This is a genomic window from Parasaccharibacter apium (assembly GCF_002917995.1).
In the GTDB taxonomy this organism is placed as follows: Bacteria; Pseudomonadota; Alphaproteobacteria; order Acetobacterales; family Acetobacteraceae; genus Bombella; species Bombella apis.
On the sequence record NZ_LMYH01000012.1, the window covers coordinates 120,609 to 141,415 of the forward strand.

Annotated in this window: 17 protein-coding genes; 6 read left to right on the top strand and 11 right to left on the bottom strand. The window is 58.3% G+C overall.

All coding sequences use genetic code 11. The features are described from left to right. Positions 1 to 35: 35 nt before the first annotated feature. Complete coding sequence (locus ASO19_RS05240; RefSeq protein ID WP_043561201.1) at positions 36 to 860, bottom strand: acyl-ACP desaturase; 825 nt, start codon at positions 858 to 860, stop codon at positions 36 to 38. A gap of 121 nt (positions 861 to 981) precedes the next feature. Between ASO19_RS05240 and bioB the strand changes: the two genes are divergently transcribed. After that, the gene (gene bioB, locus ASO19_RS05245; protein WP_043560069.1) at positions 982 to 1,977 is read left to right on the top strand and encodes a biotin synthase BioB; all 996 of its coding nucleotides are present in this window, start codon (positions 982 to 984) and stop codon (positions 1,975 to 1,977) included. Positions 1,978 to 2,048: 71 nt separating this feature from the next. Here the strand turns inward: bioB and ASO19_RS05250 are convergent, their stop codons facing one another. Genes ASO19_RS05250 through ASO19_RS05270 form a run of 5 tightly spaced genes read right to left on the bottom strand, consistent with a single transcriptional unit; the run spans position 2,049 to position 7,755 of the window. Continuing rightward, positions 2,049 to 2,837: a hypothetical protein gene (locus ASO19_RS05250; protein WP_103765552.1), complete on the bottom strand. Its 789-nt coding sequence runs from the start codon at positions 2,835 to 2,837 to the stop codon at positions 2,049 to 2,051. Further along, positions 2,834 to 3,805, bottom strand: a complete 972-nt coding sequence (locus ASO19_RS05255) for an MlaD family protein (protein WP_043560066.1) — start codon at positions 3,803 to 3,805, stop codon at positions 2,834 to 2,836. The genes ASO19_RS05250 and ASO19_RS05255 overlap by 4 nt, the downstream gene beginning before the upstream one ends. Positions 3,806 to 3,815: 10 nt before the next feature. Further along, positions 3,816 to 4,547 carry an ABC transporter ATP-binding protein gene (locus ASO19_RS05260; protein ID WP_081563177.1) on the bottom strand — a complete coding sequence of 244 codons (732 nt, stop codon included), beginning with the start codon at positions 4,545 to 4,547 and terminating at the stop codon, positions 3,816 to 3,818. Between the two features lie 2 nt (positions 4,548 to 4,549). Continuing rightward, on the bottom strand, positions 4,550 to 5,368 hold the full coding sequence (locus ASO19_RS05265) for an MlaE family ABC transporter permease (RefSeq protein WP_154981426.1): 819 nt from the start codon (positions 5,366 to 5,368) through the stop codon (positions 4,550 to 4,552). After that, on the bottom strand, positions 5,365 to 7,755 hold the full coding sequence (locus ASO19_RS05270; protein ID WP_227449700.1) for a cache domain-containing protein: 2,391 nt from the start codon (positions 7,753 to 7,755) through the stop codon (positions 5,365 to 5,367). The genes ASO19_RS05265 and ASO19_RS05270 overlap by 4 nt, the downstream gene beginning before the upstream one ends. Positions 7,756 to 7,842: 87 nt before the next feature. Between ASO19_RS05270 and ygfZ the strand changes: the two genes are divergently transcribed. Both ygfZ and hisI read left to right on the top strand, forming a co-directional pair. Next, the gene (ygfZ, locus tag ASO19_RS05275; protein ID WP_181005204.1) at positions 7,843 to 8,691 is read left to right on the top strand and encodes a CAF17-like 4Fe-4S cluster assembly/insertion protein YgfZ; all 849 of its coding nucleotides are present in this window, start codon (positions 7,843 to 7,845) and stop codon (positions 8,689 to 8,691) included. Between the two features lies 1 nt (position 8,692). Further along, a complete protein-coding gene (gene hisI, locus ASO19_RS05280; protein ID WP_103765554.1) occupies positions 8,693 to 9,115 on the top strand; it encodes a phosphoribosyl-AMP cyclohydrolase in 423 nt (140 codons plus the stop codon). A 64-nt stretch (positions 9,116 to 9,179) separates the two neighbouring features. On the opposite strand, the gene fghA is transcribed toward hisI, so the two are convergent. Both fghA and ASO19_RS05290 read right to left on the bottom strand, forming a co-directional pair. Then, entirely contained in the window at positions 9,180 to 10,031 is an 852-nt protein-coding gene (gene fghA, locus ASO19_RS05285) for an S-formylglutathione hydrolase (RefSeq protein WP_373364567.1), read from the bottom strand. After that, positions 10,031 to 11,152, bottom strand: coding sequence for an S-(hydroxymethyl)glutathione dehydrogenase/class III alcohol dehydrogenase (locus tag ASO19_RS05290; protein ID WP_103765555.1), 1,122 nt, complete (start codon positions 11,150 to 11,152; stop codon positions 10,031 to 10,033). The genes fghA and ASO19_RS05290 overlap by 1 nt, the downstream gene beginning before the upstream one ends. 119 nt (positions 11,153 to 11,271) lie before the next feature. Between ASO19_RS05290 and ASO19_RS05295 the strand changes: the two genes are divergently transcribed. The 3 genes from ASO19_RS05295 (at position 11,272) to ASO19_RS05305 (ending at position 13,687) form a co-directional block, all read left to right on the top strand. Then, the gene (locus ASO19_RS05295; protein ID WP_103765556.1) at positions 11,272 to 12,147 is read left to right on the top strand and encodes a bestrophin family protein; all 876 of its coding nucleotides are present in this window, start codon (positions 11,272 to 11,274) and stop codon (positions 12,145 to 12,147) included. 88 nt (positions 12,148 to 12,235) lie between these two features. After that, complete coding sequence (locus tag ASO19_RS05300) at positions 12,236 to 12,808, top strand: CarD family transcriptional regulator (protein WP_227431438.1); 573 nt, start codon at positions 12,236 to 12,238, stop codon at positions 12,806 to 12,808. Positions 12,809 to 12,886: 78 nt separating this feature from the next. After that, a complete protein-coding gene (locus tag ASO19_RS05305) occupies positions 12,887 to 13,687 on the top strand; it encodes an SDR family NAD(P)-dependent oxidoreductase (protein WP_081563181.1) in 801 nt (266 codons plus the stop codon). Positions 13,688 to 13,735: 48 nt separating this feature from the next. Here the strand turns inward: ASO19_RS05305 and ASO19_RS05310 are convergent, their stop codons facing one another. From ASO19_RS05310 to ASO19_RS05320, 3 genes are all read right to left on the bottom strand, one after another. Then, on the bottom strand, positions 13,736 to 14,380 hold the full coding sequence (locus ASO19_RS05310; RefSeq protein ID WP_043560048.1) for a YceI family protein: 645 nt from the start codon (positions 14,378 to 14,380) through the stop codon (positions 13,736 to 13,738). A gap of 71 nt (positions 14,381 to 14,451) precedes the next feature. Then, positions 14,452 to 18,675, bottom strand: coding sequence for a translocation/assembly module TamB domain-containing protein (locus ASO19_RS05315; RefSeq protein ID WP_103765557.1), 4,224 nt, complete (start codon positions 18,673 to 18,675; stop codon positions 14,452 to 14,454). After that, positions 18,675 to 20,783, bottom strand: a complete 2,109-nt coding sequence (locus ASO19_RS05320) for an autotransporter assembly complex protein TamA (RefSeq protein WP_258036057.1) — start codon at positions 20,781 to 20,783, stop codon at positions 18,675 to 18,677. The genes ASO19_RS05315 and ASO19_RS05320 overlap by 1 nt, the downstream gene beginning before the upstream one ends. Positions 20,784 to 20,807: the final 24 nt, after the last annotated feature.

The window sequence follows — 20,807 nt, forward strand, 5'->3', positions numbered from 1 at the left end:
AAACATCCATTGTTGAAAAAAGGGTATGAAACAGCTCAGGCCTGCTGAAGCTGACGGGCGAACGACCTCTGCTTCCAAGAGATCAGGGCATGCATCCCCTTCGCAAGCCACCGCTGCATGCGGGAATGGGGTGTCAGGCCCGATGTCTTCAAAATCATGGCCGTGACACGGTCCAGATGCTTCTGCTGGTAGAAGGACAGGGCCCGGGCCATGTAGGCAGCAATACAGTTCTTGTGATCATAAAAACGGAATTTCTCACTGTTCGTGATGTAAAAGGCTGTTGCAAGTTCGTCATCCTCACTTTCCATCACACGGCTCAGGGCAATCCGCAGACGGAACCAGCGCCCCAGCTTCTCACGTTCCAGATAACGATGCATATTGTCATAAAACAGTTTGAAATGACGGTATTCATCAGCAGCGATCTGCTTGCAGACTGCCTTCAGAACGGGCTCATCCGTAGCGTCAGCCAGTGCCGTATAGAAAGAGGATGTTCCCGTTTCCACCATGCAGCGGGCAATCAGCTCCCCCGTACGAGACCCCCTGATGGATGAGGACACGTCCGTATCTATCCTGTAAGCGTCCCGATATCGCTCAAAAGCTTTGGCGTAATCCCAGTCCGGGTCTGCCAGCATGGCCCATTTCCCAAGGGCATCTCCATGCTGGACCTCTTCTTCCGCCCAGTTCTGTGCGGCATCCCGGAAACCGGAATCGTCATGGAAAACATTCCTGAGGTAACAGGTATAGTCCCGTGCATTCCGCTCCACCACAGAAGCTGCCTTCACAAGAGCAAGGATATCAGGGTTCACCTTCGTCGCGTCAAAGGCGGCCCAGTCCATCTGATCAATCTGCCAATGTTTCATAAAGACACCCTGCATTTTCCGAAATGACGTTAACCCTTCATGCATCTATCATACTTTTCGGATGGCATAGCGTCCATCTTTTGGGTAGGTGTATGCAGCCAACTCTGGAGACAAAAGCTAGATGACTGAACAGACCTGCCCCTCGCCTCAGAAGGTCACGCTCCGGCACGACTGGGCTCGCGAAGAAGCAGAAGCCCTTCTTGCGCTGCCCTTCCCGGAGCTGATCTTTCAGGCACAGCTGGCACACCGGCAATTTTTTGACCCCACAAAGGTACAGATATCAACCCTGCTCTCCATAAAGAGCGGCGGTTGCCCGGAAGACTGCTCCTACTGTCCGCAGAGCGCCCACCACGACAAGCGCATGGCCGCTGAAAAGCTCATGCCGCTGGAGCGTGTCATCGCCGATGCCAGACGCTCGAAGGAAGCCGGTGCCGGGCGGTTCTGCATGGGCGCTGCATGGCGTGCCCCGAAGGACCGTGACCTGGATGCTGTCTGCCGCATGGTTGAGGAGGTCAAGGCTCTCGGACTGGAGACCTGCCTGACCATAGGGATGCTCACGCCCAGCCAGTCTGCCCGCCTGAAAGAGGCCGGTCTGGACTATTACAATCATAATCTTGATACGTCAGAAGATTTCTACGGCAAGATCATCACCACACGGACCTATCAGGAACGTCTGGATACTCTGGCCAATGTGCGTGATGCCGGCATCAAGGTCTGCTGCGGCGGGATCATCGGCATGGGTGAAGACACGCAGGACCGTGCCGGCCTGCTGACGACACTGGCCAATCTGCCGACCCACCCGGAAAGTGTTCCCATCAACCTGCTCGTCCGCGTGGAGGGCACTCCGCTGGCTGATGAAGAGGCCGTGGATCCGATCACCTTCGCCCGCGTGATTGCAACAGCCCGCATCATGATGCCAGCCAGTCACGTCCGTCTGGCAGCGGGACGTGAAAACATGTCCGAATCAACACATGCACTCTGTTTTCTGGCAGGAGCCAACTCCATTTTCTGGGGGGAAAAGCTGCTCACGACGCCCAATCCGGCACAGAACAGGGACACAGAGCTTCTGGCCATGCTGGGCATGAGCCCCATGATGCAGAAAACGGCAACAGCCTGATCTGACCCCACCATGGATGCGCTCCAGAACGGTTTCCGGAGCGCATCCACCTGACCAGACAGGCAGCGAGCTTACAGGCTGGTCTGCTGCTTCCGGGCACTATCCCTGAAACGCTGCATGACACGCCCAGCAGCCTGCTCCTTCCCCATGGCACGAAGAGCTTTGGCCTCCAGCAGCAGAGCCCGACGCATGGCTTCGTAATCCATGTCTTCCCTGCGTATTTTCACCAGCCCCTCGGCAGACTCTGCCGCTGGCTGCCAATCCCTGTTCAGGATCAGACGCAGGGTAAGAAGTTCTTTCAGGTTGGCCTGGTCCTTGTCATTCCTGCTGGGAGCAAGAGCGGTGATGGCCTCCTCCAGCCCAGCCCGATCAAACTGCGCAGCTGCTGCCAGACCACCCAACGCATAAGCGCTGAAACGTATCCGATCATCCGGACTGGTCCTGGCCAGCTTCGCCTCATCACCCGCATGCTGCCAATATGTCTGGGCATAAAAGACAGATGCCCGTACGAGATGCAGATCAGCCTGCCGTCCGCCAGTCCAGCCCCTCACCATCAATGCTTCAGACACCCGGCGTAATGTCTCCAGACTCGCCTGATAGTCTTTCAGACGCAGCTCGCTGGTAGCCAGGTTGAAACCGGCATCATGGATGGCCTGAACATCATCAATCAGAAACGCCCGCTCCAGAGCATCTGCGTAATGCTGCCTCGCCTGTTGGATATAGCCAAGACTGAACACACTGTCGGCAGCATCCATTCTTGTGGCGTAGCGCTGGTCTTCCCACTCACCGGGACCGCTGGAACAACCTGAGAGAAGCCCGGCGGAGAGGGAAAGAGAGATGATGACATTGCAAAATTTCATGGTCTCACCTCACGGGCCGGGAGCCTACGGTCAGGCCGGTGCCTGTTTTTGCCGCCACCACCGCCCAGCAACCACAAACCCCGCAGCTGATCACTCAGCTTGCGCAGGCTGTCTGCCGTAGCCTCAGCTTCAGCCAGAACGGCGGGAAGCTGCTCCGTGGCATCAGCCACATTACGGACGCTCCGCTGCACTTCCGGGCCGGAATCTTTCAACCCCTTGGTCAGGCCGTGCACATTCTGCATCACGCCATTGGCTTCATTCAGCGTAATCTGCAACTTCTGTTCCAGTGGCTGCACAGCCTCAATGGCCTTGTTCAATGAAACCAGGATCGTATTTACACGCTGGGCCGTTTCCTCATTGGTCAGCAGGGCACCAGCTGTCCCCTTACCTGCATGAAGGTCCACCATGATGTCCTTGGCCTGCTTCGTGATCTCTTCCACATTATCCATGGCAGGAAGCAATCTGGCCCGCAGATCTATCAGGGTCTGGACAATCATATCCGCAGGGTTGGGTTCCACGCTGGTATTCAACACGGCATAGTCCCAGTTGAGCGGCTCTCCCTGCCCACGGGTGATTTCAATATATCCCGCACCCGCCACGACAAGGCGACGTTTGATGGTAGCAATGCTGTCACTGCGAATATAGCGCTCGAAATGGGGTTCGATCGTTCCTTCCGCATACATACGGCCTGATTCATTGAGGTCCAGCCGCCGGATTTCCCCTACACGGACCCCCATGACTTCAATGTCATTATTGACAGCCAACCCCGCCACACCACTTTCCGGCAGCACGAAATGCAGACGCCCTGCCGGTGTCAGCCACTGCTTGAGAAAACCGGCCTCGACCAGAACAGCTGTCAGGATGACAAGAGCCAGCAGAACAAGCAGCCCGACCCACTCATCCACGAAAGAGCTCCTGAACAGAGGAGCTGCCAGACCGGAACGCCGACGTAAACGTAAAGGACGCATCACATATCTCTCACTTTACGAGACCATTACTACCGAGGCGAAAACGCTGCATGCCGGGCCCGGCATAACCAGCCCAGGCGGAACGCTCCGAACCGATCCACACGACCGCACAGCCCCGCTCCCGTGCAGCTGTCAGTTCTGTCAGAAAAGCATTGTACAGCTCGACCGGTCCCCCAAGACTGATAGGATTTTCCAACAGAAGCAAGGACGGCCTGTTCATGAAGGTTCGCACATATTCCGAGCGTTTCCTGTCCAGCGGGGAGAGTTTTTCAGGCAGCTGCGTTGGCAGGCCGGGCATGCCGAATGACTGGGCCAGCTGGACGGCCTCCACCACCAGTCTGTCATAAGAGGCACGACTGTGATGCAGGCTAGGCCAGAGAATGTTCATATGCATCTCGTACAGGTCAATCCAGCCACTGTCCTCGGTAATGCGACCGATACGCCCCCGCAGTGCCTGCGCCCGTCTTTCATCCAGCTCCGCCCAGTTCAGCCCCATGCAGCTGACCGTTCCCTGTCCCCTGCCTGTCCTCGCATCCTGCCTGACGGGCAGAAGCCCTGCGCAGAAATCCGTAAACTGCGACGCCCTGAAACTGTCACGACACTCCACGAACACACATTCACCGGGTGCCAGTGCCAGATTGTATTTTACTGAAGGCAACCCTGTGGAATCAGACACCGGAACAGCATCATCCAGCTTCAGGACAAAACCATAATCCCCTTCTGAAAGAGTTGTGCCTTCCACCGTCAGAAGCTCCCCAGAATGACGTCGATCACCACATTGATGACCAGAATGGACATGATGCCACGCGCAAAGCCCCGTGGCATGAAGGTTGTCAGATTGTCCTCTGCCGTCACATCCATGCCAGACAGACAGCAGCACAGACCGACACAGGCCCCGCTCAGAAGAAATTTCAGAGGAATCCCGATATAATCACCCGGCTGCATGCTGTTGATCACATCGAAAATGAAAGACCAGATGGATGACGTGACGATCCCTTTCATCCAGCAGGCCACATACCCCATGCCCAAAGCGATGACGCTGAAAAAGGTACCCAGCGTGACCCCGCCCACCGTCGTCGCAATGGTTCGTGGCACGACAAGTGCCAGAAACGGATCAATGCCCATGCCATTCAGGGTCTTGAGCCGCCCGCTGGTTGTCAGAGTGCCCATTTCCGTCAGCATCAACATGCCAGAACGTCCCAGAAGAATGACGCCGACGAGAATGGGCGCAATTTCCCGCAGCAGGACGCTGGAGAGAAGGCTTCCGGTCATCTGCGACATGCCAGCAAAACCCAGCCAGTAAACAGCCTGCGAAACCAGCCCCAACCCCGTGATGACGGCCACCACCACTACGCTGAAAAAACCGCTACCTACCAGCTGACGCAGATTGCGACGAAACTCGATGATGACCGTCCGACGCCATGAGCTGGGGTGCAGCATCTCATAGACGACCCCCCATGCAGCCCCGATCATGATGAGAAAGAACCGGGGCTGGGACCGGGCAAAACGGCCCAGCATGGCCAGGCCACTATTAATGACGGCAAAGCGCTCGGAGAAATTCATGATCCCCCTGCCGCCGTGTTCTCACTCCTGCCTGCCAGAATGTAGCTGTTGGAGATCCCATTGTTGGGCAGGAAAAACTCTCCCCTCAGACGGAACAGGAAAATGCCCTGCAGGGCCTGATAGGCTCGCTCTGAGACCTGTATCTGCCCCCCATCAGGAGCATTGTGGGCCAAGGCTTCTGCCATGGTGAGCCCCTCTCCCCACAGATTGAAGATGTCCCGTCTCTCCCCAAAATAGGCAACAAGGACAGGCCCGACGTCAATCCCGATACGGAACATGAGCTGCGTGTTCATCTGGGCAATGACCATCAGGCAGGCTTCCCTGATTCCGATGGCTGCCTCTGCAAGATGGACGGCCCCCTCCGCATCAACGTTCTGGGAACAGCTGCCCAGGAAAATGAACCGATTCCCCGCCACCTGGGCCGAAAACAGACCACGCTCCCTGGCAATGCCTTCGATCTTCCCGCCAAGTTCGGCCACCAGTTCCAGCATGGCCTGGGCAGCATCGCGGTTGGAAGAATAAGCCTCGGAAAATTCCAGAACCATGATGGGCACCGTCGGATACAGGCCGGGCATGGGCGGTGTCCTGTCGGTTTCCTCTTCCGGATGAATGAGAAAGCCCTCGACAATACGCATCTGGGGTCTGGGGGACCGGCCAGCAGAATCGGCCATGGTGACAGGCCCGCCCTGAGCCTGCGCCGCCTTTTTCTCTTCCTCCTGAACATGACCGAAACGGACAGCCAGAATCGAAGCGATCAGACCAATAACACGGTCCGCCTCACCCAGCTGGTAGGGGTCCTCCAGCATAATGGCGCCCACCGGCCGGTGCTCTTCCATCACAGGCATGAAGAAGAGATGTCTGGCTCCGATCATCCGCATGACCACACGCTGAAGGCTCTGGAAACGCTGATCCTCCTCCGCATCTGGCAGATCAACGGCATGGCCGCTTTCCAGACATTCAAAGACGCCAGAGTGACCGTTTCTGGTCAGCTCCATGCCCGAACCGTGAGCATCCCTGCCACGGTCGAACATGTCCTCACACAGCAGCCTGTCCCCATCAGCCAGCAGCCGCCAGATGCTGGCCCGGCGTGCTACGGCACGTTCGGCCAGAGCCTCGCAGAAATAAGGCTGTTCCTGCTCTGGATCGAGCAGACCTTCCATGTTGGTGATCTTCAGAAGGACCGCATTGTCTTCCTTCTTTTTTTCATCAAGCACATTCAGGCCGGTCTGCAACCGTTCAACCCGCCGTCCCTGATAGATCAGCCCCATGGCGAGAATCAGCGCCAGCCCGACAATCACAACAGAAAAATAAACCGCCTGTTTCTGCACGGCATGTGTAAAACTGGCAAAGTCACTTTCAGGTGCATTCAGCAGCAGCACCCACGACCTCTTGGCCAGCGGCATGGCAGAGGCAATGGTAACATAGTTCTGTCCCCTAGCATGGACCATGCCCGTACCATCTCCCATGACACGAAACACATTGAGCGCCCGGACGAACACCGGCTGTGTCTTGGGGTCCAGATGGACATTCTCCGCATCGAAACCTGGCTTGCCGACATCCAGCATGTTATGGCCCGCAATCACATGACCACTCAGATCCACGATCACAGCCTGTCCGCTCTTGCCGACCTTGAGGCTGTTCACGAAGCGTGTCAGCTGATTCAATGAAATGCTGATGGCAAAAACGACGTGCCGTCCATCCAGTGTCCTGAAGGCCATGGAGGCCGTGACGATGAACTGATGCGTCGAGAGATAAGGATAAGGGTCGGTCCAGAACAGGCGCCGGTCCGGTGTCCTGTCCTCAAACCGGAGAGCCCCCTTGTACCAGGGACGCAGCCGTGGATCATACCCTTCGGCAGAAAGCCTGTCCGTAGAGATGAAGCGCCCATCCTTGTCGGTGACCCTATGGCGGTAATAAGGGGCCCCGTCTTCTTCCTGAAGAGTCGTTTCCTCGTACTGCCCTTCCCGCCGGGCAGACATCCAGAAATGCCCCTGATCATCAGCCAGATAGAAACTGTCCACATGCGGAATGCCCCGCAGGACAGAGCGCCCCAACGACATGAAGGCACTGGCATTCGCCTTCATGTCATCACTGGCCAGCATTCCACTAGCCATGAAGGAAATACCCGTCGCCGGAGAGAGATAATGGCTGACTTCTTCCGTAATATAACGCTGCTGGCTTTTGAGCAGATTCCGCGAAAGGGTGATCGCCCCCTCCCGCATGGTCCTGTACGTGTAGAGCGTGACAACTCCGATGGTCATGATGACCAGGATCACGCCAAGGATTGGCCCTATGAACTGAAAAAGCTGCCAGCGCCGCCCTGTCGTATCAATGGCGGGATCTATGATCTCATCTGTCGGCAAGGCTCTAGAATCCCCCTCGGTCATCCGGTATCCCGAAATGATACCTTTTATGCCATGCTGGAATAGGGCGAAGGTCCCTTTTCTTTTGCCACCACTATCATGCGGACACTGATGAAGCGCAACCATCTTTCACGCCGTTCTGTCATTTCACTCACAGGAAATGAACGGACCAGCTTTCTGAACGGCCTCATAACCAATGATGTACAGTCCCTTTCACAAAACGGGACCGCATGGGCCGCCATGCTCAATGCTCAGGGACGCATACAGACGCTCTTCTTCCTATGGAAAACTGAAGAGGCTCTCCTTCTCGACCTCCCGGAGACTGAAACGGACTCCCTCCTGAAAACCCTGCGTCGCTTCAGACTGAGAGCAGACGTACACATGGAACGGATGGACGCCACCATCCTGACAGGAGCGCCGGAAACCCCACGGCCGGACGGGGCACTCATCCATGCTGCAGACCCCCGGCATCCAGCACTGGGCTGGCGGGCCATCATTCCAGGCTCTCCCGCCAATGATGAAGCCGTCCAGCAGAGAGAAGCCGACGCCCTGCTTGCCCGGCGCCTTCAAACCGGTATTCCGGGAGATGAGGATATCGTCCCCGGCCAGACACTGGTGCTGGAGGCCAACATGGACCACCTCCATGGCGTATCATGGACCAAAGGCTGCTACCTGGGGCAGGAGGTCACCGCTCGGACCCATTATCGGGGGCTCATCAAGAAACGGCTGCTGCCGGTACGGTCTACCGATGGCCAGCCCCTACCCAATGAGGGCGCTGTGACACTGGACGGACAGGAGGTCGGTGAGCTCAGGTCACATGCCGGTCAGCACGGGCTTGCCCTGCTGCACCGTCGGGCCTGGAACACCAGCGGGCTACAGCTGGACGACCACCCCATCACGCTGGACTGGCCTGACTGGCTCCCCAGAGATACGGAACAGACCCAAGAAAAGGACTCCTGACATGCCTTGGCAGCCTATCACCGATCCTACCCTGACAACCCTGCTGGATGAAGTTCATTTCAACAGCCGGGGCCTCATCAGCGCCATCGCACAGGATGAAAACGGCGAAGTTCTCATGCTGGCCTGGATGAACCGGGAGGCCCTGGCCGAAACATTGGCAACAGGGCGGGTCTGCTACTATTCCCGCAGCCGGAACACACTCTGGCGCAAAGGAGAAAGCTCCGGGCAGGAACAGCACCTTCTTGCCGCCGCTCTGGACTGTGATGCGGACTGTCTGCTCCTGACCGTCCAGCAGAAAGGCGTTGCCTGCCATACGGGTCGCCGCAGCTGCTTTTATCAGTCCCTCACCCCTGTCGGCTGTGTAGAGCTGACCAGCCCGGCCATTGCTCCTGAAGAACTTTACAGCACGAAAAAATCATCCTGATACAGAAAAGCCCTTTCCGACCCGAAGGTGGAAAGGGCTTCAGCCATGCCATAATCATGAATGATCAGAGCAGGCCTTCGGCATGATGTTTGAGATGGTCCTGTATGAAACTCTGCACGAACCAGTAAGAATGGTCATACCCCTCATGCCGCCGCAGTGTCAGGGACTGCCCAGCCGCCTTTGCCGCCTGTTCCAGCCGCTCCGGCTGCAAACGGGACAGGAATTCGTCATCCAGTCCCTGATCGACCAGCAGCGTGCCCGGATGGGTCATGCCGGCCTCCAGAAGAAGGCAAGGATCGTACTGCGCCCACTCGGCCTCGTGCCCGCCAAAATAGGCATCCGTCACCTTATGCCCCCAATCCACCTGCGAGGGTGAAGAAATGGGAGCAAAAGCTGACACAGTCTGCCACGCTCCAGCATCACCAAGCGCCACAGCCAGAGCCCCCATGCCTCCCATGGAATGACCCATGATTCCACGGCGTCCGGCCATGATGGGAAAATGCTCTTCCACCAGAGCAGGCAGCTCCCGGCGCACATAGGAGCCCATGCGATAATGGGCCGCCCATGGGTCTGTCGTGGCATCGACATAATAGCCGGCACCCGTGCCCAGATCATAGGCATCATCTTCCCCGGCCACGTCTGCACCCCGTGGGGATGTATCCGGCGCCACCAGGGCAAGGCCATGGTCCGCCGCATGACGGATGGCGTTGCTCTTGATGAGGAACGTCTCCTGCGTGCAGGTCAGGCCCGCCAGAACATGAATGGCAGGCACACGATCACCAGCAAGCGCCTTTGCCGGAAGGAAAATGCTGACACGGGCCGGTAACCCAAGTTCCTGCGACTGGTGGGAGAGGAAGTGTACCTCCCCTCCACAGCAGGGATGACGCTCAATCAGTGTGAATGGATTCCTGCCCATCATAGCCCGTAATTCACAATGTTGCGGATGCCTTCGCCACGCTCCATCATCTCGAAGCCCTGGTTGATGTCATCCAGTTTCATCTCATGGGTGATGAGATCATCAATGTTGATGCGCCCTTCCATGTACCAGTCCACGATCTTCGGAACGTCAGTCCGGCCACGGGCCCCCCCGAAGGCAGAGCCGATCCAGCGGCGACCTGTCACGAGCTGGAAAGGCCGCGTGCTGATTTCCTGCCCTGCACCGGCCACGCCAATCACGCAGGACACACCCCAGCCGCGATGGGCACTTTCCAGCGCCTGACGCATCAGGCTGACATTACCCACACACTCGAACGTATAGTCGGCGCCGCCCCCCGTCAGTTCGATGAGATGACCAACAAGATCACCATTCTCTCCCAGATCCTTGGGATTGACGAAATCCGTCATGCCGAATTTACGGGCAATGGCCTCACGCTCGGGGTTGATGTCGACGCCGATGATGCGGTTTGCCCCGACCATTTTGGCTCCCTGAATGACATTCAGGCCGATTCCGCCCAGACCGAACACCGCCACGGTGGAGCCGGCCTCGACCTTGGCCGTGAACAGCACGGCACCAATGCCGGTCGTCACGCCGCAGCCGATGTAGCAGACCTTGTCGAACGGAGCATCAGAACGGATCTTTGCCAGAGCAATTTCCGGCATGACCGTGAAATTGGCGAATGTGGAACAGCCCATATAATGGTGGACCGGCTTTCCCCTGTAAGAGAACCGTGTCGTGCCATCCGGCATCAGGCCTCTGCCCTGCGTACTGCGGATGGACGTGCACAGGTTGGTCTTGCGGGAAAGGCATGACGGACACTCACGACATTCCGGGGTGTAAAGGGGAATGACATGATCACCAGGCTTGAGGTGCTTCACCCCGGCACCGACCTCACGGACAATCCCGGCTCCCTCATGCCCCAGAATGGACGGAAACAGACCTTCAGGATCCTTGCCGGAAAGCGTGTATTTATCCGTATGACACAGCCCCGTGGCCATGATCTCCACCAGCACTTCCCCATCCCGGGGACCTTCCAGCTGGACGGTATCAACAACCAGCGGTTTGCCTGCTTCAAGAGCGATTGCGGCGCGAACGTCCATTTTCATTACCCCTTATTAATTCTGTCTGTCGCTGTTTCTGCGGCCCGAATTGTGCCACAGAATGAACGGGCTTCAAGCCCTGACATATTCACCACTCGCCATGTGAGGAATCTGCCACCTTGATCATCAAACGCCGCTACGGACTTTCCATACTCTTCCGGGAGATACTCCCCCCTCTGGTCATCCTCACAGGATGGGACTGCGTGGTGGTCATCCTGTTCCAGATATTCCATCAGGAATGGATGGAACAGCCCGCCCTTCCCTTTTCTCTCATGGGGTCAGCCCTGGCCATTTTTCTGGGAATCCGCAACAACGCCGCCTATGCCCGCTGGTGGGAAGCCCGCACCCTGTGGGGCGCCATCACCAACAACTGCCGCTCTTTCGGGCGAGAACTGGAGTCCCTGCTCGGAGGGCAGCCCAGCCTGGCCCGGGCCATGGCAGCCTATCCCTATATCCTGAAATCCTCACTGAGCGGCAACGAGCCGGACAGCGCCATCCAGGGCCTGCTGGATGCGGACACCTACCGATTTGTCTTCTCCTGCACAAATCCGGCCAATGCCCTGCTTTACAGAATCGGCCAGAAGGTCCGTACCCTGGTTGAGGAACGGCACATAGACGGAGCCGTACATGGTACGGTGGACCGTATCCTCTCCGACCTCGCCAATGCCCAGGGCGGACTGGAACGCATCCGCAACACGCCCCTGCCCGTGCAGTATTCACTTCTGCCAAAAGTCATCACGCATCTCTTCTGCATCCTGCTGCCCCTGTCCGCCGTGCAGACCCTGGGCTGGATCACCCCGCTGGGCTCCAGCATCATTGGCGTGCTCTTCCAGATGCTGGACCGAAGCGGGCAGAACCTTCAGGAGCCTTTCAAGATCAGCCCCCATTCCCTGCCCATGCTGACAATGAGCCGCACGATCGAGCGGGACCTGCTCCAGCCACTGGGCATGGAATATCATCCATTGCCACAGCCCCGCTTCGGGCAGATGCCATGACAGACACCCATGGAAGACCAGTTTCAGGTTCTGCAAGACATATTCCCGTTTTTCTGCTATCCTCCCCGCCATGAACAACAGCTTCAGAATGTCCCAGAAGGGTGGTGTTACTGACGAGATGGCCCGCGCCGCCGCCGAGCACACTGCCCGTCAGAAAGACCCAGAGCAGGAAAAGAATCCTTTCCGCGAGGGTGATGCCATCGTTTACGCCGCCCACGGCGTAGGCCGGGTTGACCGTATCGGCGAAGAAGAGATCGCCGACACGAAGATCGAAATGATCCAGATTTCTTTCCCCGGCAACCAGATGACACTGCGTATCCCGCTTGCCAAGGCCCGCAAATCCGGCCTGCGCAAGATCGCCACGCGCGAGATCGTGGACAAGGCCATGTCCGTCATCAAGGGCAAGCCGCATGTCAGCCGTGGCATGTGGGCTCGCCGCGCCGTAGCCTACCAGGAAAAGATCAACTCCGGTGATCTTGTCCAGATTGCGGAGGTTCTGCGTGACCTGCGCCGCAATGTGGACAGCCTTGACGGCAGCTTTTCCGAACGTAAACTTTTCGAAGCCGCTCAGGAACGTTTCGTCGCCGAGCTGGCTGTACTTGAGAACAAGGATCCGGCCAAGGTTCTTGAAGATCTGACCCAGACCATGAAGAACGCCTGATCCCTCATCCCCTCCCTCAGACCTGTCTCTCCGGGAGGGGTGCTTCCTCCAGAACCCTGACGGGAAAGGTTAGAGGTTATGTCCACAACTTCATCAAAGCGTTTTGCAGGGCAGAAGGTCCTGATTACCGGCGCCTCCCAGGGAATCGGTGAGGCTGCTGCGCAGTATTTCGCCAGACACGGGGCACAGGTAGCCATTAACGGACGCAAGGAAGACAAGCTGCGGACCGTTCTGGAAACCCTCCCAAAAGTGGCTGGCGGCGAGCATGTCATCGCTGCCGGTGACATCTCCAGTGAAGAAGCTGTCGAAAGTGTTTTCCAAAAGAGCATTGAAGGCATGGGGGGCCTTGATATCCTCATCTGCAATGCAGGCTATCAGATTCCCTCTCCCTCCGAAGACGTGAAACTGGCCGATTTTGAAGGTGTCATGGCCGTGAACGTGACAGGCGTCATGCTCTGTTGCCGTGCGGCCCTGCGCTATTGGCTGAAAACCGGCGTGAAGGGGCGAACCGTTGTTAACTCCTCCGTCCACCAGCTGATCCCCAAGCCTCATTATCTGGGCTATTCAGCTTCCAAAGGTGCCGTGGGCAACATCGTCCGTACCCTGGCTCTGGAATATGCCTCCCGTGGAATACGGTTCAACATCGTCGCACCCGGCGCCATCGTTACGCCGATCAACGATGCCTGGGTGAACGATCCCAAGCAGTATGAAGCAGTTGCCAGCCACATCCCTATGAAACGTCCCGGCAACAGCGACGAAATCGCTACGGCCATGGGCTTCCTTGCCTCTGAGGAAAGCAGCTACATCACGGGCCAGACACTCTATGTCGATGGTGGCCTGACCCTTTATGGAGATTTTGAACACAACTGGTCATCATAAGACCAGAGACGGCTCCGGCGCAGATGTTCCGCCGGGGCCGTCTGCCTTTCACCTGTCATCCGATCCTGCTGGAACGGCCACGTCCTGCCGTTCAAAAGCGGCAGCGATCCTCAACTCAACTTCATCGCTGACATACGGAATGAACATCCTGACGCCAAAATCGCTGCGTCTGATGGTCGCTGTCGCATCAAAACCGACCGTATATTTCTTGTCGAGCATATTGACGCCCGCCCCAAGGAAATGAACACGCAGCGTCTCAGGATGCGTGATGCCGTGCAGTGTCAGGTTGCCCGATACTAGGGCGTCATTCGGTCCCGTCTGTTTGACACTGACAGAAACAAACTCAGCCTTGGGAAACTGGCCCGCCGCCAGCCATTCGCTCCCTTTCAGCTCCTCCATCAGTTTGCTGTTTGTCGTCAGGACAGAAGACACCGGCACGGAAACGGAAAGGCTGGAGGCTTCCGGCTGGCGGGGATCCAGCCGAAGCACACCAGAAGCCCCGGAGAAAAGCCCTTCAAACACGGAAAAACCGAAATGCAGCACGGTAAAGCTGACCTGCGTATGCTGGGGCTCGACCCTGTAATATCCCGGCTGGATCTGGGATGCATCCGTCACGACCTGTGCAGACGCCACTGCCGGAACCGAGCAGGAAAGAGCAATGGCCGTAAAAACAGACCGTAATGAGAAACGCATGGCAGGTCCTTCCCCTGTAAAAACGTGTGGCAGACTGAAGCCTCTGCCTCTTTTCTCTACAGGAGCAGGCTCTAATAATCTATCCCATAGGAGAGCCCGACGCTGGAGCCCGGATCATTCTCCGGAGTTGTAAAGCCTGTCACCTGTCCACCAGTGCCGACTGTCGTGTTCAGCTGCAACCGTTTTGTCAGATCAACCTTGACCTGCGCCTGCGCCCCCTTGCCGGACAGACCTTCCTTGGCACCGACATAGACACCCTTCATCACATATTTGCCTGCCTCCACACTGGCAGCCCCCTTGCCCACGCTGTTGCCCCCACCAATGGCCAGATGGTCCAGCCCCAGCGTACTGCGGACCTTGCCCATCGGGTCAAAAGCAGAGCCACCACCAATCTGCACGATCGCCAACCCCAGAGATGCCAGCTGAGTTGAAGAAAGAGAGTTTCTGTCCGTCCCGAAAAGCAGGATGGAGAGGACCTCATCACGCGGACGGCTCGGATTGGAGACAAAATCAATCTTCGGATCACTCGCATAACCACGCACGAGCAGGCTTGCCAGAGTCCCATTGGCGTTGCGGTCCGCTCTGAAATCGATTGTCGGATCAAGCCGGTGGGCCGCACCACCGCCAGTAAAGCCAACCTGCCCATGTGTGAAATTGAGATTGATCCCCGCCAGGTTGAAATTGCCCCTCTTCAGATTGATCCCGCCTGTCAGCAGGGGTGCCGTACTCACACCACCTATGTGCAGCTTGCCCTGCATCTCGGCAAACAGGCCATGCCCCCTGACGAACAGTCTGCCAGGAGAGATGAAATCAATATTCAGCCCCACGACCAGTTTCGGCTCCGGTCGGGGAGCCTCCCTGGCCTCTTCCGGTGTGATGATCTCCAGTTGCGGCACCGAAGCCGGCATGGAATCAGGCAGGGTGATCGAAGCCTCCGGCACCGTGATGTCACCCTCGACATCAAGCCTGGTCGTAGCCTGACCATGAATATGCAGATGACTGTTGATAAGCTCCGTCAACATGTCACTCTGTATCGGCTGGGCCTTCTCCATGAGGAACTCCAGGTCAACCGGCAGACCAGGCCGCAGGACACCCACCTGCCCTTTCATCCCCAATGTTCCCCGCCCCGCCCGGGCCGTGACATGATCCAGAACCAGCGTATCCCCATGAGCCATGAGCACGGCATCAATGGCCTGAAGATGCACCCCCTGAGCATAATGGTCGAACGAACCGCCATGCAGCTGCACACTCCCATCGATGCTGGGCTGCTTCATGGGACCTCTGATGCCAAGGTCGAGGCTCATCTGCCCACCGGCCGCCATGCCATCTGTCCCCAGAAACGCATTGGCAACCGACAGGACCAGCCGCCCTTTTGCAGCAAGGTCCATATCCCCTGCTGGCGACAGCGGCACACGGCCTGTCACCAGCAGGGCCATCGGCTCACCGGCACGCAGCTCCGTCCGCAGCTGGGCCTGTTTCCCATTCAGATCAGCCTGAACATGCAGTCGTCCCGCCGGGAAGGACGCCGTCGGCTCACTCATCAGGCGCAGGTCTGTCCCATCCAGCGTAATCCGGCCCGCTGGAGCTGCCAGACTGCCCTTCAATCTCGCTGAAGCAGCGAATTCACCTGCGGCATGAAGAGACGGAACAAATGGCTCTGCCAGGGCAGGTGTGACATGCTCCAGGCTGGCTTCAAGAGCCATCTCTGGCTTGAGACTACCATTCAGCATTACCCGTGCGGCAACACCATGAGGAGGCTGGACTTCAAGAGTCAGGTGGTCAACCGCCATGGCTGGCCCGTAATGCACAGTCACCGGCCGCAGGAGACGAAGGGTTTCACCTTTCAGAACAGCAGACAATCTGCCCAGCTTCACGGCCTGCCCCGGAATGTCAGCCTGCGCCAGAAGCCCAAAACGGGCCGGAGCTTGCATGACATGCTCAAAAAGACCATCAGCCTGAATCCCCAAGGCTGTCTGTGGTCCTTTCACCCGCATCTTCAGGCTACCCGTCATGTCATTGACCTGCAGACCAGAAAGCTGGAAAGACATGTCCGCCACCGGGTCTTCCTGAAGATGCTGAAGCTCACCCTTCAGGCTCGCCATTTTCACGGCATAGCCATTCGTATGAAACTGGCCATCCAGCGCCAGAGTCAGGCGGTCAGGCGCTGGAGCTCCCGCAAGCCCTTTCTCCACCCCCGGTACCGTATGCAGACCCAGCTGGAGATGCCCGGCCATTGGCCGCCCCAGAAGACGGCTGAAACCATCCAGCCGGGCGATCCTCAACTCCACATCACCCCACGGGATGCGCTGCCCGGTCGGCAGAGCCAGGGCGGCCCGCCCCTGAAGATCCTTCCACGCCAGAGTATCAAGGTCGGCCACGACCTCGCCATCATCCTTGCGGGCAAACGTCATGTGCAGCTTCAGGGGCGCACGGTCCAGCGTGCCCTGCATCTGCACTGTCCCCTGCGGCCGGGAGGGAAGATGGGCCAGGTCCAGATGGATATCCACCGGCGCCACGGGCAGGGAAACACCAGGATGCACAACCCCCAGCATTCCTGCCAGATGGGCCTGTGTGGCAAGGTCCGTCACCGATCCTTCCACTCTGGTCTCCAGCGTGGCCTGCCCTCGCAGGGCCTCATGCAATGCGGACAGATCAGACAGGGCCAACCTGAGCGAGGCAGACACTACCTGCTGTGGGTCCAGCTGGCCTTTCCCTTCCAGCCGGAACGCTTTCCCTCCCAGAAAGAGCTGGTCCAGCTGGAGCAGACCCGCCCTGTCCCGCTTCGCCTGAAGACGCAAGGCTCCCTGATCTCCGACCAGGGCCACTGCCTGTGCCGGGCCTTCCTTCAGGCCAAAATGCCCCTCCAGACGGGCCGTCATGTTGCCCGGTGCCCCCAGAGGAACGCTGAAGGCCCCACCAGCATGGAACGATCCGGCCATCTTCTGGCCGAGCAGAGCAGCAAGTTCCGGCAACCGACCCACATCCAGCTGCATGTGTCCGTCCAGAACCGAAGTCATCGTTCCCGTAACATTCAGCCGTACCGCATCATGTTCCAGATGCACCTCATAGGGCCTGTCCACCCGATAGGGCTGCACTGTTGCTGCAAGAACCAGCGGAGCCTCCGCCAGCATGGCCGGGGCTTTTCCAGGTACCCGGACACCATCAAAACGTGCGGACAGGGAAAGCCTGCTTTCCCTGTTCTGCCCTCTGATGACCTTCCTGAACGTCATGGCATCCCGTGCCAGAAGGGCCTGCAGGCCACCTCCCTGCCCATCAAGCTGGAGATGCAGATGCCCTGCCCCGGCCCCTGCTGCCATCAGATTCACGCCATCAAGCCGGATAGTGCCATGAGGGTCCAGCATGGCGCCATCCAGAGCGGCAGCCAGATCAAGCTTCTCCCACCCCATACCGGGCAGAACCGTCATGGACGGCGCATGGACATCCAGTGTCAGGTCATTCTTCAGATGGACAAGGTCGAGACGACCTTTCAGCAGGGCCGTCAGGGGGCTGTCCTGCTGGGTAGCAGCCCGGACATCCAGCTTTACGGCCAGTGCCCTGTAAGGCCCATGCAGGGAGAGATCAACCGAAAGAGGATCAAACACGGCCAGCCCGCCCGGCGAGGCTGCAAATCCCTGAGCATCTTCATCATAATGCAGCTGGCCATGTGTCCTGTGCCGCCAGGTTTGCAGATCAACCAGAAGATGGGCCGGCCTGTCGAGACGCTCTGCCTTCACCCAGAGCCGTAGGGCCGGCATTTTCTTGAATGAAGGCATACGGGCCAGCGCACTGAGGCTTTCCAGCCGGGCCTTGCCTTCAATCTTCAGACTGGCCGCCTGCCCGAACACAGTCGGCCCGACTGTCAGCAGGGAAAGGCCCAGATGATCGACCCGCACCCCCCAGTCTGGCAGACCAGTTGAAGGTTTTTCCTGCGCCTTCGGGGCCGGTGGGAAAGCAGGATTGCGGACATAGGCCAGCTGCTCCGCAGAGAGGTGCCGCACATGGACCTGCTTGTGCAGCAGGGACAACAGGCCGAGCCGGAGGTCCGCATTCCGCCCTTCCAGCCATATGCCCTGCGGGTCCCGCAGAACCACATGAGACAGCGCCAGATGCCAGGGCAGAATCCCTTCCATCCCCTCGACCTGAACCATGCCGCCTGACCACTCTGGCAATTTCTGCTCCACGAACCGTTTTGCCGGTGGCAGATTGATACCCACCAGCAGCACGGCCACCAGCAGGCACACACATCCCAGAAAGACGACGGCGTAACGGAGAATCCTGCGTCCCAGCGCCAGCATCAGAAAGTCTCCCCAAGGCCCAGATAGAGTTCCCACTTGTCACCACGGTTCGGCCGGTTGATCGGCATGGCCACATCCACACGAACAGGGCCGATCGGCGTGAAGTACCGGACACCCCCGCCACAACCGACACGCAGTCTCCCATGACCAGGCATGGACTTGCCACTGACCTGGCCTGCATCCACAAAGGCCGCCAGACCGAAATTCTTTGGCAGACGCTGCCGGAACTCCACTGTCCCGGCATCCATGCTCGTCCCGCCTATGGCATATTTGGTCGTTCCATACTGAGGCCCGACCCCCTGATAGCGGAAACCACGGATGGACCCCGGCCCTCCCGCATACAGACGCTGATCCGGCGGAAGATTCCAGGTGGAAGCCCCCTGGATCGACCCTATCATGACACGCATGGCAATGACGCTGGAGCCGGGCCTGGTCAGCCCCAGACGGGCCAGATCGAAATAGGTGGAAGCCTGCATGTTCATGGGAATGAAGAACGAGGTCTTGTGCTCCAGGGAAACAGATGGCGTCACACCCAGCGAAACACGGAAACCATGCGTCGCCGGTTCAATGGGGCTTGAGCGATGCGTCCCGTCATAATCCAGCTTGATGGGAACAGAAGCAATGAAATACTCCGCCTTCCTGCCAAACTGGCGGATATGTTCCTGCTCCAGCGTCATGCCTACACTGCCGGAAAAATCCTTCCACAAGGGGCGTTCCACACGCCCCTGAACCAGAAAAGCCGTCTGCCGGTAGGAATAAAGAAGCTGACGTATGGCTTCGATCCGGAGGTCAAGCGACTGGCTGCGCTGAAGGAAATCCGGCTTCATGAAATCCACATACCCGTCATAGCCAAGGCCCTGCTGGGCTGTTCCACCCAGCCCCGTGGCCATGGCAGCAACACGCAGCTGCTCACCACGGCCCAGCAGGTTCCTGTGCAGCCATGAAACGCCGGCACGCCCGCCAAGATCGGTCGAATAACCGACATCACCTGTCAGACGGTGTCGTTTGCCTTCGCTGAAATCAAAATCGATTGGCAGCGCCCCCTCCACTCCAGGAGGCAGAGGCTGTTCCGCCATTTTCTTCCCAGCCGACTTTTTCCCACCGGGGGCAGGTTTCTGACTGGGTAGGGGCAATACCTTGTCCCCATTCTTCTGTATGACCGAAGCAAACAGCCCCGTACTCCCCAGATCGAGACGTGCCTGCTCCAGCACGGACGGTTGATACAGCTGCCCCTCCCTGAGCAACATGCGGCGTCGGACATAATCCGGCTTCACACGCTCCAGCCCCTTCAGCGTCATGGGGCCAATGACCAGTTTGGGGCCCCGCTTCATCCTGATCTGCACATCGATCTGCTTCCGCTCCGGATGCAGGATGGCCTGAGGCGCCTGCACGTCGGAAAGCCCGTAGCCTTCTTCCTGAAGATATGTCAGCAGGCGGCCCTGTATGGCCAGCACATCCTCTGCAACAGCAGGGGCTCCCTCCTTCAGCCCCAGGCTGCTGCGCTCCCCCTCCGAGAGAGAAAGAACCTGCCGTACGGAAGGCTGGTCCGCCTTTTCCTGTTTCCCATCCGCAGCCTTGCCAGCCGCCCCCTGGCCATCACCATCTTCCCCGACAATGATGATCCGCCCAACCGTGAACTGCTCTCCCAATACAGCTCCCAGATGGATCGTGACCGCCTCTCCCGGCTGCACGGACGCCAGAAAACCAGCCAGATCCGGCGCACGGCCATCCACGGTCCTGCCTCCTCCGGCCTCCACACTGATCCTCACATGCCCGCCATAATAACCACGCGACTGCAACGCCCCCTGCACCCGCTCATAATCAGCCCTTATCCGGCCAGCGAGAGCATATGGACCAACACTGCGTGTAGCCTGAAGACTGACCAGCTGGGACGCTGCCGCCATGCCATCCGTGACGGCCTTGTCATCAACCGGTTCAATCTTTGTCGTGTAAGGCAGGGCGTGCCGCACCAGTTCGTGCACGACAGGCATACTGTCCTCACCCCATACCGGCATGGTCTCCCACCCCAGCACCACCACACACAACAGTAGCGTTGCAATACGCTCCGACCGTTTCCCCATCCTGCCTGCCAAATGATGACTCGTCATTTTTCCCGCTGATTCAACCAGTTC